We start from the raw sequence: 13,736 nt of genomic DNA, 5'->3' as shown, positions 1-13,736 counted from the left end.
TTATTAAAGAGACAATGAGTACGCCCTTTTTTCCAGTTTCTTCTGTTCTAGAAAAAGCTAAGGTAGAGGCACCAGGGATGGCTGCTATTTGCCTATCTCCTTGTTCAGTCCCTTCACTTCCTCCCAGGTCCAGTAGTGCTTTGGCACTATACCTGCGTACTTTTCCCGGAAGTAGTCCACGACCAGTTGCTTCATTTCGTCAGCAGGTATAGACGAGGCATAGATCTCACGGGTGGTCGGATGGTCGTAGCGCTCCGTACGCGAGAGGTCTTTTCCTTCGAGGCGCAGCAACGGTCCGGTTTCGGTAAAACTGTCCGCCGTCCAGGTATAGCCGGAGGTTTCCAGGGCATTGAGCTGTCCGGCCAGCGGCTTCAGGCTGATGCGGGGCAGCGTAGGCCTTGAAGTAAAGTCCACCCAGGTGGTGTACTTATACTCCAGTTCGTAACGGTTGCCTTCGTAGCAGCTCAGCACGATGTCAAAGCCGATCGTGCGGCTAAACAAGGCATAGTAATGCACCGGTTTCTGGGTATTGATAACGATCAGGCCCACGTCAGGAAAGCGCTGCAGTTTGGTGTCGGGCTTGTACATGTCGCGGTAGCCGAGCAGCACGTCCGCCACTTCCTCTTCCCAAACTGGTTTTTCCCAGTCCGGGTCTTGCAGCACGCGGCCGAACTCCCGCAGGAAATACCTGAACTTATCGACGCAGCGCTTCGCTTCTTTCTCCTCAGACTCGTCGGCGGCAAAGGGGGCGTAGAACATGTCGCGCTCGCGGGTGTTGAGCCAGCAGACCAGCTTCAGGGCCTCCCCTGCCAGCGGGTGGTTCAGGTCCAGCTCCCGGAAGTCGCCGATGTGGGCCATCAGGCGCAGCAGCTCCTCGTTCTCCAGCGCCACCTCCGGGTTCAGCAGACTCCACACGCCCACAAATCCGTCGATGTCGAAGTGATTGGCCGTGACGTAAGGCAGCTCCAAACCGGGCAGGTTGAGGCGGAGCGCATGCAGAACCATGGCAGCGCTGGTATCGTCACGCACTTCAGCAGGGGTGGGCGCACCGCGCCAATGCGAGAGCACCAGTCCGTTGGGGTGCATGCTGTCTACGATGATGGCCTTCTTCTCTTTTACTTCGCCAAAAGGTATAAACTGTCGCTTTATCATGCCTTAAATATAGCTAAATCTGATGTCATCCCTTAAATTAGGGCGTTCTTAACAGCAGGACCATTGTACCAGATTGCCGGAACATCCAGTTATCCTGCCTTTCGTTTTTTACAGCATTATCAATACACAGCAACATGTCAACCCTTCAGCAGCTATACCGCAGTTCCCTTTCCCTCCTGACCGACCTTTACCAGCTTACCATGGCCTACGGCTACTGGAAAGAAGGTATAGCAGAGCGGGAGGCCGTCTTTCATCTCTATTTCCGCAAGGCGCCTTTTAAAGGAGGCTATACGGTGGCGGCCGGATTGGCCCATGTGGTGGAGTATCTGCAGCAGCTGCAATTCACGGAAGAGGACCTGGCATACCTGGGCAGCCTGCGCAGCGGCCACAACGAGCCGCTGTTTGAGCAGGCTTTCCTGGACTACCTGCGCGACCTTCGCTTTACCTGCGACGTGGATGCCATACCGGAGGGAAGTGTCGTGTTTCCGAGTGAGCCCCTGATCCGGGTCCGCGGACCGCTCCTGCAGGCGCAGCTCGTGGAAACGCCCCTGCTTACGATCGTGAACTTTCAGACGCTGATCGCGACCAAAGCGGCCCGCATCAAAGAAGCGGCCAAAGATGACCTGGTGAGTGAGTTCGGCATGCGCCGTGCCCAGGGTATAGACGGATCGCTGGCCGCTGCCAGAGCCGCCTATGTGGGAGGAGTGGATGCCACCTCCAACCTGCTGGCCGGCAAGCTCTTCGGTATACCAGTGAGCGGCACCCACGCCCACAGCTGGGTGCAGGCATTTGAAAGCGAAGCAGACGCCTTTGAAGCCTACGGCAAGGCCTTCCCCCACGACTCGGTGTTTCTGGTGGACACCTATAACACACTGGAAGGCGTGCGCCACGCCATTGAGGTAGCCAAAAAGCTGTATGCTACTGGCTTTAAGCTAAAGGGCATCCGACTGGATTCCGGCGACCTGACCTACCTCAGCATCGAGGCCCGCAAGCTGCTCGACGAGGCGGGCATGACCGATACCAACATTGTAGCCAGCAACGACCTGGACGAAAACATTGTGAACAGCCTCAAACAGCAAGGCGCCAAAATCAATGTCTGGGGAATCGGTACGCAACTGGTGACAGCCTATGACCAGCCTGCGCTGGGCGGGGTATACAAGCTGGCAGCCTTTAAACAGGAGAACGGGGAGTGGAACTATACCCTGAAACTGTCGGAGCAACTCGAAAAAACCTCTAACCCAGGTATACAGCAGGTGCGCCGCTTTTACGATGAAGATGGCTTTGTGGGAGACATGATCTTCAACGAAGCAGAACCGCTGCCAGAAAAGATGCTCATCGTGAATCCGCTCGACAACACCCGCCGCAAAGCTGTGCCGGAAGGCACTTCTTACAAAGACCTGCTGCAGCCTGTACTGGCAAAGGGAGAGCTCATCCAGGAGCTGCCTGACCTGAAAGCCATCCGGAAGCACCGTAAAGAAGAGATCGGCAAGCTGCACGAAAGCATCCGCCGCCTGTTGAACCCGCACAGCTATCCGGCCGGTCTGGAGGCGGGCTTCCACCAGTTTAAAACCGACCTGGTGCTGGCCATTCGCGAGAAAGGCGAGGCTGCTTTGAAGGAGCGCCAGGCACATTAGCGGGTGCTATACCTTAGCGCCTGCGGCCGCGCCTGTTGGAGATCCGCTCAACACGCTTGCTGCGCACCCATTTGAGGTATTTCTGCAGGTCTTCGGCCTGTTGCAGCGCAGGGATAGAGTTGTACTGCAGGGCCAGTTCGCGGTTGCTGAAGGTCAGGTGCAGGGTGCTGTGACAGGGCTGGCACAGCTCGGCCGTGGCCCCATAGCGGCCTCCCTCCTCGCGGGGAACCAAGTGGTGCCGCGTGAGGTACTGCACCTCCCGGCCGCAGAGCTCACAGACCAGTTCCTCTTCTTTCTTTGCCATAAGGTTTTTACTTTGTGCGCAGGCCCTCAGTTACACGTGAGCGTTGCTTAGGCCGGAAAATGCTACAGCGCGCACGTCCCGGCTGCTGTTTACGATCATGTAGTACGAAAGAGGCAATTGTCAGCCTGCACACCTCATTTCTAAAGGGTAACTACACTTTCCCTGTCTAAAACATTTGTCCCGCTTGCAAGGTTTACAAGACCTGCGCCTAGCTAGCATCAATCACATCCAGTTATGCTCAAGTGCCCGTTAACATGAACAGATAAGTATCTACTGAACAGGTATAGCACTTGGGGGTCGAATTGCGTATACACTAGGTTTTTGGTTAGCAACTGATAGGGCGCCTGCACCGACACAATGTTCACCCTCCGTAGAAACCGCTAAGTGTGAACAGAAATAAAATTAACCTCTATGCAGACGCAAATTATTAGTACATTGGCGCCCTGTTTTGATTTCAATGTTTAAACTATGAATAGATTTCAGGATAATAATCCTGCTCCGATAACTGCTCCTCTACAGGAAACCCTGGTACCAAAAGACCAGATCCGGGAGGGGCTGCTGATCTTTTTGCTGGCCGCGATCCAGTTCACGCACATGATGGACTTTGTGATCATGATGCCGCTCGGTCCGCAACTGATGCGGGTCTTCAGCATCTCCCCCAGCAAGTTCGGCCTGCTCGTGTCGGCCTATACCTTTAGTGCGGCCATCGCCGGTTTTGTGAGCGCCCTCTTCATCGACCGTTTCGACCGCAAGCATGCTTTGCTGGCGCTGTACGTGGGCTTTATTGTGGGTACGCTGGGTTGCGCCATTGCCCCTAACTATGGGCTGCTGCTGGTGGCTAGGGTGGTGGCCGGCGGATTTGGCGGTGTGCTGGGTGCGCTGGTGCTGGCCATTATCGGCGATGCCATACCGGAACATCGCCGTGGCGCGGCTACCGGGCGCGTAATGGCGGCATTTTCGGTGGCCTCCATTGCCGGTATACCCATCGGGCTATACCTGGCCAGTGAAATGAGCTGGCATGCTCCCTTTTACCTGCTCGTGGGTCTTAGCGTGGTTATCCTGCTGGTGGCGGTGCGTTTTCTGCCGGCCATGCGCGGTCACCTGACCAATGCCAGACCCGGCAATCCGTTTCGTGCGCTCAAGGCGATGGTGGTGCAACCTAATCTGCAGTGGGCGATGGCGCTCACGATGACGCTCACCATGGCAGGCTTCCTGGTCGTGCCGTTCATCAGTCCGTATATGGTGGCCAATGTGGGTTTTACCGAGCGTGACCTGAGCTACATCTACCTGTTCGGCGGACTCGCCACGGTCTTCACCTCCCAGTGGGCGGGCCGCCTGGCTGACAGGCATGGCAAGCACCTCATTTTCCGGTGGGCTGCCATTCTCTCCATTATCCCGATTGTGCTCATTACGAACCTGCCGCCCGTGGGCATGGTGCTCGCACTCACTGTTTCTACCTTCTTCTTTATCCTGTTTGGAGCCCGCTTTGTGCCGGCCATGTCGCTGGTCACGTCCAGCGTGGAGCCGGAGCTGCGTGGCAGTTTCATGAGCATCAACTCTTCGGTACAGCAATTGGGGGCAGGTATAGCGGCTTTCGTGAGTGGTCTTATTGTGGAGGAAACAGCCAGTGGCACGCTCGCGCACTTCAACTGGGTGGGTATTATGGCGTGTGTGGTAACGCTGGTCGCCGTGTGGACCGTGAGCCGCATCCGGGTGGTAGGCTGACAGGTATAAAAAAAGCCGCTCGTAAGGGCGGCTTTTTTTATTATTATCGGAGCGTTCGTTGTGTGAAATAATTCGGAGAGAAGACCGGGTAGTGTGTTTTGCCGTTCCGTAGCAACTGGAGTACTTCCCGCAGTTCTTCAGGGTCAGCGCTCTTGAGCAGGTAACCGTGTACGCCTTCGTCGAGCAGTTTCTTAACCAGCTCTTCTTCCCCATACATGGACACGATCAGGATCTTAACTTTGCGGTACTTGCTGAGCACGTAGCGGGCCACGGCAATGCCATCCATATCAGGCATCTCGAGGTCCAGCATGATGATGTCCGGCAGGTTGCCTTCTATTTTCTCAAGCAGTTCTGCCCCGTTAGCCGCGTCACTTATCACCGTGATCTCCTCGAAATTCTTCAGAATCTCGATTACGCCCTTCCTGAAAAGGGTATGATCATCCGCGATGGCAAGTGTAAGTGGCTGCAGCTCCATAAAGTAAAGCTTAGGTTAGCAAACCAAAGTTATAAATAATAATGATAAGATAAGCAACAGGGACCACTATTTCAGCCTTTATACCTGCTCCCAGCTTCGAAAAGAAGTGAATGGCCCCATTTAGCAGGTCCACGCGGCTTTGCATGTTTTTCAGGCCAAGCCCACTGCTTCCCCCTCCCGCCTCCAGGGTAGCGTCGTAATCAAAGCCCTTGCCGTTGTCGGTATAGCGCAGGGTCAGCTTATCGTCTTCGCGGTGTAGGTTGATCGTGATCTGCGTCGCCTCGGCATACTTCAGGGTATTGTTGACGAGCTCCTGCAGAATGCGGAACAGCAGCAATTCCTGCCGGGCTTGTAGCCGGAAGTTCTCCAGGTTGTGGGTGAACCTCACTTCCAGGCCGCTGTCGGGCGGCACTGAGTGCACCAGGCTGTTAATGGCCTGCACCAGTCCCATTTTGTCTAGCACCACTGGCAGCAGGTCGTGGGAGATGCGGCGCACGCTGTGTATTGCTTCATCGAGCAGTTCTTTGGAACGGTGGGCAGTTTCGGCGGCAGCTTCGTTTTCGGCACACTTGCGCTCCACCTGACCGATGTTGAGCCGGATAAGGGCCAGCATACCGCCCACTTCGTCGTGCAGGTCGCGGGCTACGCGGCGGCGCTCTTCTTCCTGCGCGTCAAGGGCTGCCTCCAGCATTTGTCTCTGGCGAAGCTCCTGCAGTTCGCGCAGGTGCTCCTGGTGCTGCAGCATGCGCCGCTGGTAGGCAAACACAAACATGATGATGCCAATGGAGAGCACCAGCAGTACCGGTGTGATGATCAGCAGCGGGGTTAACGTTTCTATCATGCGGCCATTCTCCTCAATATAAATGCATGGCTTATGTAGAACAGTACATTCAGTACCATGATGATGGCTAAACAGATGCGTGCCGCATCGTCTGAAATAGCCAGTGCTTCGTTAAAAATAGCATACGACATACTTGTTCCGGCGTAGTAAATAAGGATGGCGCAACTCAGCAAAAACATGGGGTCGCGGTCCAGGTAAATGACTTTAGCATTGTTTGCGACCTTGTAAAAATAAGTGATGGCCATCACGATCAACATCGCATTTGCCGCTATCCTGGACACTGAATTCATTTTCGTTATTCCGTACGTGACAAAGGCATCATAATAAATGAGTATACATAGCCCTGCAATCCCAACTAGGATGGCTCGTTTCAGAAGTATTTTATCAAAACTATAATAAAATATACCTGCAAGTACACTGAAGCCCAGCAAGGTATACACAGGGGCCAACCAAAGATTATTTGTCGTACCGATCATCACTGTAATCCTGGATACAGCTTCTGTCAGCACCCCAATGGCTATGAACAGAAACAGCAGCGTAAATCGTGTGTCCTTCTGTTTTCTGATCAACCACAGACCAATCACAAAAGGCAAAAGAGGGCTCAGTACAGCAACCCATTTCAACCAAGGATAAATATGTCCTATAAAAACCTCCATTAGCCAGCCAACTCGCTGCTGTTAACTGAACAGTCTGGAGGGCATGGGCTGGATAAGTCCAGAATCAGGCCTTCCGTCAGATCATTTCCCTCTGCGTCTGTTCCTACCAGCAGCAACTGTTGCTGTCCATTGTCATCCAGAGCATAATAGATGCGCATTGCCACACACCCTTCCTGATCGAGAAGCTGCTGTACAGTTTCACCTCCAAACAGATGGCAATTCGTTTTTCCTCTGCCGCTCGATCTGTAGTTAGCTGTCCATTTTATAGCCTGGTCACGGTCTATCGGACCGCCCTCATTTCCTGTGATTTTCATGTAAATTGATTTGTTCGTAGGTAATAATAAATGTAAATATATAAAATTTTAGATAAAGCTATTTATTGTATTTTTATCTTTCAACTAATCTAACATTTCACACAGAGACTGGATGGAACAGGAATATTTTGAAGCGAACAGACAGGCTTGGAACCTGCGCACTGCCGTGCACAAGGACTCCGCTTTTTATGATGTCGCCGGTTTTAAGGCAGGAAAATCCAGCCTCAACGCCATCGAATTGGAAGAACTGGGGCCTGTTGCTGGCAAGCGCCTGCTGCACCTGCAGTGCCACTTCGGCCAGGACACTCTTTCTTGGGCTAGGATGGGGGCTGAAGTCACCGGTATAGACCTGTCGGACGAGGCGATAAGGGAAGCAAAAAAGCTGAACGACGAGCTTGGTCTAAATGCCCGCTTCGTGTGCTCCAACGTGTATGATCTGAAAGAAAACCTGCAGGGGCAATTCGATATTGTGTTCACCTCCTACGGCGTAATTGGCTGGCTGCCCGACCTGAACCGCTGGGCTGAGGTGATTGCGCATTTCCTGAAGCCGGGGGGCACTTTTTACATGGCCGAGTTCCATCCCGTGGTTTGGATGTTCGATAACGACTTTACACAAGTGCAGTACCCCTACCACAACATCCCCGAGCCAATTATAGAAGTACAGACGGGCACTTACGCAGACCGGGATGCACCTATTCAGTACAAAGAATACTCCTGGAACCACAGCCTGAGCGAAGTGATCACTGCGCTGCTGAACCAGGGGCTGAAGCTGGAGCTTTTCCATGAGTTCCCCTATTCCCCCTACAACTGCTTCAGCCACACCGTGCAGGGCCCGGACGGCTACTGGCGCATCAGGCACCTGCAAAATCTGATCCCGATGGTGTATTCGCTGAAATGTACCAAGGTATAGGGCTTGCACGGTTGTTATCTTCCGCTGCCCTCTTCTTTAACGAGGAGCTTTCACCTGGGGGACCTCACTGATGTTGCGAGCAATGTGCAGGTATAACTATGTAGCTTCTGGAATTTAGGCTCCTTCTGATTTAACCCACCCCCGCCCCTCCCGAGAGGGGAACACATCACCTACCCCTAAAGCCATCAACTTAAACCAAGATTAAATCAAGCTGTCATCTCGACGACAGGAGATATCTGGATCTTTTCAATATTTGCGCACTCAATCAGATTTCTCCCAAAACGAGGGGCCCTACCCCCAAGGGGGACTTTTCTGTAGCTGCTAGTTCTTAGGTATAGCTGCGTTGCTTTTTCACTATACCGGGTCCAACCACCCCTGCCCCTCCTTATCCAAGGAGGGGAGCATGTAACTGCCATTTGCCAGTTATAACCAATTTAGCTCCGGTTTTCTATGCACGATTGTCATCCCCCTGCCCCCTTCGAAGGGGGACTTTTGGCAGCTGCCAATTCATAGGAATAAGTACTATAGGTTTCGGTACTGTAGCGCACCGCTGGCAGGTATAGCAAAAGTAACTTGCCCCGTAAGCTATGAAACAATTAGCATTAGCCAGGTGCACTAAATGACGCTCCACTGTTCGAGCGTTCAGCGAGTTTGGAGCGTCTTGATTTTTTTGCCTACTTTTTTTATCAAGAAAAAAAGTAGGTGCCCGCTGCACAGGCGAAGCTATAAGACAAGACAGTTCGCTATACCTGCAACAGCAGTAGCTACACCAGCTACAAACTTGCCTTCATGCTTCAGCGGCCAGAGTCCGCCGTATACCGCACACTCGCGGGACGCGAGCGAGGGCATAAGCAGAAGCAACCATACCTGGGCCAGCCTACCCCGAGCGCAGTCTCGGGGATGCCCCACCATAGTAGACACGAGCGTGGACGCTCGCGCCATAGACCAGCCATAGCTATCATGCAATGCACCTTTACGGATTTGTCCTAAATGACTGCATCCAGGGGATCAGGTCGGTGAGCATCGGAATCAGGCTACTGCTGTGTGTGCCATTCCGGATAGGTATAAGTTCTAACTCCGGGGCGCCGGCTGCTTTCATGCGCTCGTACGTCTGCTTTGAGTTAGCAAACGGCACGATCACATCAGCAGTGCCATGGTAGAGGCGCGTCGGGCTTTGCGGCACCCAACTGTTAAAGCTATTTTCCTGCAGGGCCTTTTTGAGGGCCCGCTCGCCATCCCCACGGAGCCCCTCCAGAAAAGAGGCTGCAAATAACTGCTCTGTCTGGGTGGTCAGCTGTTTGTTGATAGCGCTGCCGCTGTGCTGGCCGTTGAACATAGTAGCCAGCCGGGTGGCGTAAGGCTCTTGGTAAAAATCACTGAGCGGACGGTTCCACCCGTAGGTTTTGTTGTAGCTCATCAGCACATACGCCAGGTAGGCCGGATAGGTATAGGGCTTGCCCGCCACTACATCAGCCAGCATTTCGGTCAGGTCGTAGCCACCGGCTCCAGCGCCAGAGGCGGTGATTTTGAGGCCATGCTGCGGGTTGGTTTCAATCTCTTGCTGTGCAGCCAGCGTTACGTAGCCGCCTTCTGAGTAGCCCGCCAGAAACAGCTGGCCATTGTCTGCTATACCTTCCTGAGCGTACAGGGTCTTTGCTGCCTTGATCATGTCGACCACGGCTATACCTGAGGACTGCCGGTGGTAGTAAGGGTGCAACAGGTTCTTGGAAGCCCCAAAGCCGAGGTAGTCAGGTATAAGGGTGATATAGCCACCTGATGCAAAGACCTCAAAGCCCGTGAGGCCGCCGTTCATGGCAGAGGGCGCTTCGTCGTGCTCGAAGATGGTGCCGTGCTGCACGCTCAGCAACGGGGCTGGCGTGCTCAGGTTCATCGGCAGGGCTACCAAGCCGGAAGCTTCGGTTTCACGGCCCTGAAAGGTGGTGCGGTAATGCACTTTGTAAATGGCCACGTCGTGCTTGATCTGGCTCTGGAAGCTGCCGGCATAGGCTCCGGCCAGTTGTTTGAGCATGCCCGCAGACAGGGTGCCTACTTTCTCGGCTGAGACGAGTCGTTCGCGCTCCGCCAAATCTTCAGGTATAGCCGCATCGCTTTTGCTGCAGGAACTGAGCGGGAACGTGGCAACTACCAAAAGGGCGACAATGGTAAGGGTGCTGATCCAGCGTCTCAGCTTATATTTTAGGTTTGTCATGTTTATCGGGAGGATCTTGTCAGTACAATAATCTTCCCACGCCGTCTATAGTTCCCGATTGGCAGCCAAAGGTTTAGCCCGATCACAAGCTGCGGCCAACCCATGAACTGACCTGTGCAATGCAGCACGAACAGTCCGGTATATTCAGTATTGTAAGGATAGTAAAAGAGTGGACTTGATGAGCCTAAGCAGTTTATCCTTTAACTTTGCGCTTCGTAAAAACAGGTTAAACAATAGAGCTATGGCAAAGAAATCATTCGCTGAACTGATAAAGAGCCCGGGCATGCCGGTACTTGTGGACTTTTACGCCGACTGGTGCGGCCCCTGCAAAACAATGAACCCCGTGGTAGAACAACTGGCAAAAGACTTCTCGGGCAAGCTGAAGGTCATCAAAATAAACGTGGACAAGAACCAGGCCGCTGCCCAGCAGTACCGCGTACAGGGTGTGCCGACCTTCATGCTTTTCAAGAACGGGCAGGTAGTCTGGAAACAAGCCGGCGCCGTCCCGGGTCACCAACTCAGCCAGATTATACAGCAAAACATTTAGATTAGTCAGGAGTTAGAAGTCTTCGTCAGGCAGGATCTGTAGCTGCGACTAGTACTGAAAGGTGCCCGGGCGGTAATCCCAACCCATGCACCGTTTTCAAAACTAATCTTAATGCTTGTTTCTGAAAGTGAGGCTAAAGGTGGTGGGGCCGCCCGGTGAACTGCTGACACGTATGCTGCCGCCGTGCTGGCGCATGATTTGCCTGGAGAGGCTGAGGCCTATACCTGATCCCTGCTTTTTGGTAGTGAAAAAAGGAATAAAGATCCTATCCAGATCCTCAGGGGAAACACCGCTGCCATTGTCCTGCACATCAATCCGGAAGCGACTACTGTCCTGCTCATCCTGATAGGCAAACACCTCTACCAGGGGAGTCGCTGCCTGATGGCTTGCCTCCATCCCATTTTTGATCAGGTTGATCAGCACCTGCTCGATCAGTTCCGGATCTACCTGCAGCTCAGCTTTTTCTTCACGCAGGTAAATGGTGAGCTTTGTGCGCTTCGCTTCCATTTCAGGCTGCAACAAGGTATAGACGCTTTTGAGCAGGTCTTTTACTTTCACGGTCCGGACCTCTGGTGTTGGCACCCGCATCAGGCGGCGGTAGTTCTTCACAAAATGGAGCATCCCGGCACTCCGTTTCTCTATTGTCTGCAATCCAGCCCGTATATCTTCCAACACCTCCTCCTCAGGCACCTGGCCGGCAACAGCCTTGCGCACGACTTCCTCTTCCATCAGCTGCGAAACAGTGGAAGTGAGTGAGATGACCGGTGTGATGGTATTCATTATTTCGTGGGTGAGTACTCGGATCAGCTTCTGCCATGTTTGCAGTTCCTGTTCCTCCAGCTCAGATTTGATATTCTGGCATGACACGATCTTCAGCGTGCGCCCCTGTGAAACCATAGTGGTGGCATGCAAGGCCAACTGCAACTGCTCATCCCGCACCTGCAGGGTAACGAGCCTCCTCTCCTGGTGCCCGATATGTTGCAGTACCTCCACGAGCTCCTCACTGATGCGGCTTAATGCCCCGATGTGTTCCAAATGGGGCAAGTGCAGCGCTTCTTTGATCATGTTGTTCACTAACAGCACATGACCGCGCTCATCATAAGAAATGATGCCTACGCCAATATGCTCCACAATTGTCTGCAGGTATAGGTGGTGCGCCTGCTTGTCCGATTTGATGCGCTGGAAGGCATCGGATACATCGTTGAATGATTGATAAAGCGCTTTGTATGCCGGATTGTTCCCTGCTACAGCGAAGCGCTGGGTGAAGTCCGAGTGTCGGATGGCCTCCAGAAAGCCCGCTACGTCGCGGTTAGTCCGCTCCACGTAACGCACCAGGTCGTAAAGCTGCAGGAGCAGCAGCAAGCCAATGCACACGGCAGTCACATACCATTCGGTGCGGAAGAGGACGAGCGTCAAGGCAATAATGCTGATGCTTAGCAGCCCCACCCGCAGCAGCAGGTTCGCTCGGAAGCGGTTATAAACCATATTTCTCTATGCGGCGGTAAAGTGCGGTTCGGGTGATGCCGAGCTCTTTTGCTGCATGCGTAATGTTCCCTGCGTGCTTGACAAGGGCTTTCTGCACCATCATTTTTTCGAGAGCCTCCAGGGTATAGTCGCTCTCCAGAACAGTTTCGTTGCTGGCGGCCTTGCCTGGCACATCGCCCGGCGCGAAGTAAAAGTCCTCTGGCTGCAGCTCCTGCTGGTCACAGAGGATGACGGCCCGCTCCAGGGCGTGGTCGAGCTCCCGGATATTGCCCGGCCAGCGGTACTCGGTCAGCCGGCGGATGGTGTCAGGCGCTATACCCAGCGCTTCATGCTCATACTTCTGGCTGTATACGCGCAGGAAGTGCTGTGCCAGCAACCGGATATCTTCCCGACGCTCCCGCAGTGGAGGCAGGTATAGCTCTACAGTGTTGATGCGGTAAAGCAGGTCCTGCCGAAAGGAACCCGCCCGCACCATGTCGTAGAGGGGCATGTTGGTCGCACAGATCAGGCGAAAATCGATGGGCCGGGGCTTGTTGGAGCCAAGCCGGATCACCTGGCGGGTTTGCAGCACAGATAAGAGCTTGGCTTGAAGCGGCAGCGACAGGTTGCCTATCTCGTCTAGAAACAAGGTACCGCCATTTGCCGCTTCCATCCGCCCCATGCGCTCTTCTTTGGCATCAGTAAAGGCGCCTTTGGCGTGGCCGAACAGTTCGCTTTCAAAGAGTGTTTCACTGATGGCGCCTAAGTCCACCTTTTCAAATACCTTGTCGGCGCGCTTCGACTTGCGGTGCAGGGCACGTGCCGCCACCTCCTTGCCTGTTCCGTTTTCCCCGAGTATCAGTACATTGGCCTCCGTACCGGCCACCTTTTCTATGGTCTGGTACACCCGCTGCATAGCTGCCGACACCCCAATAAAATCAGCGTAGTGGAAGGCTGTCTTGTTCTGGTCAGCTGTTCCTGCACTGCGTCTCCCTTCTTGCCTGTTGGGGTGACAGGCAGTTTTCAGAATAGCCACAAGTTTATCATTCTGCCAGGGCTTCAGTACAAAATCAGTAGCTCCTTCTTTAAGGGCACGGACTGCCAGCTCAATGTCGCCATACGCTGTCATCAGAATCACCTTGACTGCCGGTGCCAGTTGTAGGATCTGTTTCAGCCAGTGCAGACCTTCTTTGCTGGAGGTGGCCCCGGTGCTGTAATTCATATCCAGGAGTACCACGTCGAATTGGTGCTCCTGCAGCAGCGCCGGGATGCTGTATGGATCCGAAGTCGTCACCACTGTGGCAAAGTGCTGCTTGAGCAGCAGCCTGCTTGCCAGCAGAATGTCTTCTCCGTCATCTACAACCAGTATTTTACAATCGATTTTCCGCATAAGCAACAAGGGCATTCACAAATTATTCGAGGTAAAGAAAAACTTTCTGGTTCACAATACCAAAAGTTAAAATAGACCTTTCCGGCCAGTAATCCAGAGGCGCACAGCACGGTAT

General features: G+C 53.6%; 14 protein-coding genes. 4 read left to right on the top strand and 10 right to left on the bottom strand.

What is annotated here, in order from left to right:
- Positions 1 to 84: 84 nt before the first annotated feature.
- On the bottom strand, positions 85 to 1,152 hold the full coding sequence (locus tag Q4E40_RS09525; protein WP_303411733.1) for a DUF6687 family protein: 1,068 nt from the start codon (positions 1,150 to 1,152) through the stop codon (positions 85 to 87).
- 134 nt (positions 1,153 to 1,286) lie between these two features.
- Between Q4E40_RS09525 and Q4E40_RS09520 the strand changes: the two genes are divergently transcribed.
- Positions 1,287 to 2,786 carry a nicotinate phosphoribosyltransferase gene (locus tag Q4E40_RS09520; protein WP_303411731.1) on the top strand — a complete coding sequence of 500 codons (1,500 nt, stop codon included), beginning with the start codon at positions 1,287 to 1,289 and terminating at the stop codon, positions 2,784 to 2,786.
- Between the two features lie 13 nt (positions 2,787 to 2,799).
- Here Q4E40_RS09520 and Q4E40_RS09515 read toward each other — a convergent pair whose 3' ends face one another.
- A complete protein-coding gene (locus Q4E40_RS09515) occupies positions 2,800 to 3,090 on the bottom strand; it encodes an HNH endonuclease (protein ID WP_303411729.1) in 291 nt (96 codons plus the stop codon).
- Positions 3,091 to 3,558: 468 nt separating this feature from the next.
- Between Q4E40_RS09515 and Q4E40_RS09510 the strand changes: the two genes are divergently transcribed.
- The gene (locus Q4E40_RS09510; protein WP_303411727.1) at positions 3,559 to 4,815 is read left to right on the top strand and encodes an MFS transporter; all 1,257 of its coding nucleotides are present in this window, start codon (positions 3,559 to 3,561) and stop codon (positions 4,813 to 4,815) included.
- 43 nt (positions 4,816 to 4,858) lie between these two features.
- Here Q4E40_RS09510 and Q4E40_RS09505 read toward each other — a convergent pair whose 3' ends face one another.
- The 4 genes from Q4E40_RS09505 to Q4E40_RS09490 all read right to left on the bottom strand — a co-directional run bounded on the left by Q4E40_RS09505 (position 4,859) and on the right by Q4E40_RS09490 (position 7,101).
- Positions 4,859 to 5,290 (bottom strand): response regulator, encoded by a 432-nt coding sequence (locus Q4E40_RS09505; RefSeq protein WP_303411726.1) that lies wholly within the window; start codon positions 5,288 to 5,290, stop codon positions 4,859 to 4,861.
- A gap of 10 nt (positions 5,291 to 5,300) precedes the next feature.
- Positions 5,301 to 6,131, bottom strand: coding sequence for a sensor histidine kinase (locus Q4E40_RS09500; protein ID WP_303411724.1), 831 nt, complete (start codon positions 6,129 to 6,131; stop codon positions 5,301 to 5,303).
- Positions 6,128 to 6,421 (bottom strand): hypothetical protein, encoded by a 294-nt coding sequence (locus Q4E40_RS09495; protein ID WP_303411722.1) that lies wholly within the window; start codon positions 6,419 to 6,421, stop codon positions 6,128 to 6,130. The genes Q4E40_RS09500 and Q4E40_RS09495 overlap by 4 nt, the downstream gene beginning before the upstream one ends.
- A 365-nt stretch (positions 6,422 to 6,786) precedes the next feature.
- Positions 6,787 to 7,101: a hypothetical protein gene (locus Q4E40_RS09490; protein WP_303411720.1), complete on the bottom strand. Its 315-nt coding sequence runs from the start codon at positions 7,099 to 7,101 to the stop codon at positions 6,787 to 6,789.
- Between the two features lie 112 nt (positions 7,102 to 7,213).
- Here Q4E40_RS09490 and Q4E40_RS09485 point away from each other — a divergent pair, with 112 nt between their 5' ends.
- On the top strand, positions 7,214 to 8,011 hold the full coding sequence (locus Q4E40_RS09485; protein ID WP_303411718.1) for a class I SAM-dependent methyltransferase: 798 nt from the start codon (positions 7,214 to 7,216) through the stop codon (positions 8,009 to 8,011).
- A 723-nt stretch (positions 8,012 to 8,734) separates the two neighbouring features.
- On the opposite strand, the gene Q4E40_RS09480 is transcribed toward Q4E40_RS09485, so the two are convergent.
- Together Q4E40_RS09480 and Q4E40_RS09475 are read right to left on the bottom strand one after the other, a co-directional pair.
- The gene (locus tag Q4E40_RS09480; RefSeq protein WP_303411716.1) at positions 8,735 to 8,953 is read right to left on the bottom strand and encodes a hypothetical protein; all 219 of its coding nucleotides are present in this window, start codon (positions 8,951 to 8,953) and stop codon (positions 8,735 to 8,737) included.
- A 31-nt stretch (positions 8,954 to 8,984) separates the two neighbouring features.
- Positions 8,985 to 10,220, bottom strand: coding sequence for a lipase family protein (locus Q4E40_RS09475; protein WP_303411714.1), 1,236 nt, complete (start codon positions 10,218 to 10,220; stop codon positions 8,985 to 8,987).
- 241 nt (positions 10,221 to 10,461) lie between these two features.
- Between Q4E40_RS09475 and trxA the strand changes: the two genes are divergently transcribed.
- On the top strand, positions 10,462 to 10,767 hold the full coding sequence (trxA, locus tag Q4E40_RS09470; RefSeq protein WP_303411712.1) for a thioredoxin: 306 nt from the start codon (positions 10,462 to 10,464) through the stop codon (positions 10,765 to 10,767).
- 108 nt (positions 10,768 to 10,875) lie between these two features.
- Here the strand turns inward: trxA and Q4E40_RS09465 are convergent, their stop codons facing one another.
- A complete protein-coding gene (locus tag Q4E40_RS09465; RefSeq protein WP_303411710.1) occupies positions 10,876 to 12,252 on the bottom strand; it encodes a sensor histidine kinase in 1,377 nt (458 codons plus the stop codon).
- On the bottom strand, positions 12,242 to 13,621 hold the full coding sequence (locus Q4E40_RS09460; protein WP_303411707.1) for a sigma-54-dependent transcriptional regulator: 1,380 nt from the start codon (positions 13,619 to 13,621) through the stop codon (positions 12,242 to 12,244). The genes Q4E40_RS09465 and Q4E40_RS09460 overlap by 11 nt, the downstream gene beginning before the upstream one ends.
- Between the last annotated feature and the right edge of the window lie 115 nt (positions 13,622 to 13,736).

This window comes from Pontibacter coccineus, assembly GCF_030546575.1.
Classification (GTDB): Bacteria; Bacteroidota; Bacteroidia; order Cytophagales; family Hymenobacteraceae; genus Pontibacter; species Pontibacter coccineus.
Note: the sequence above shows the minus strand (reverse complement) of the source record. Positions and strands in the feature narration are given on the sequence as shown.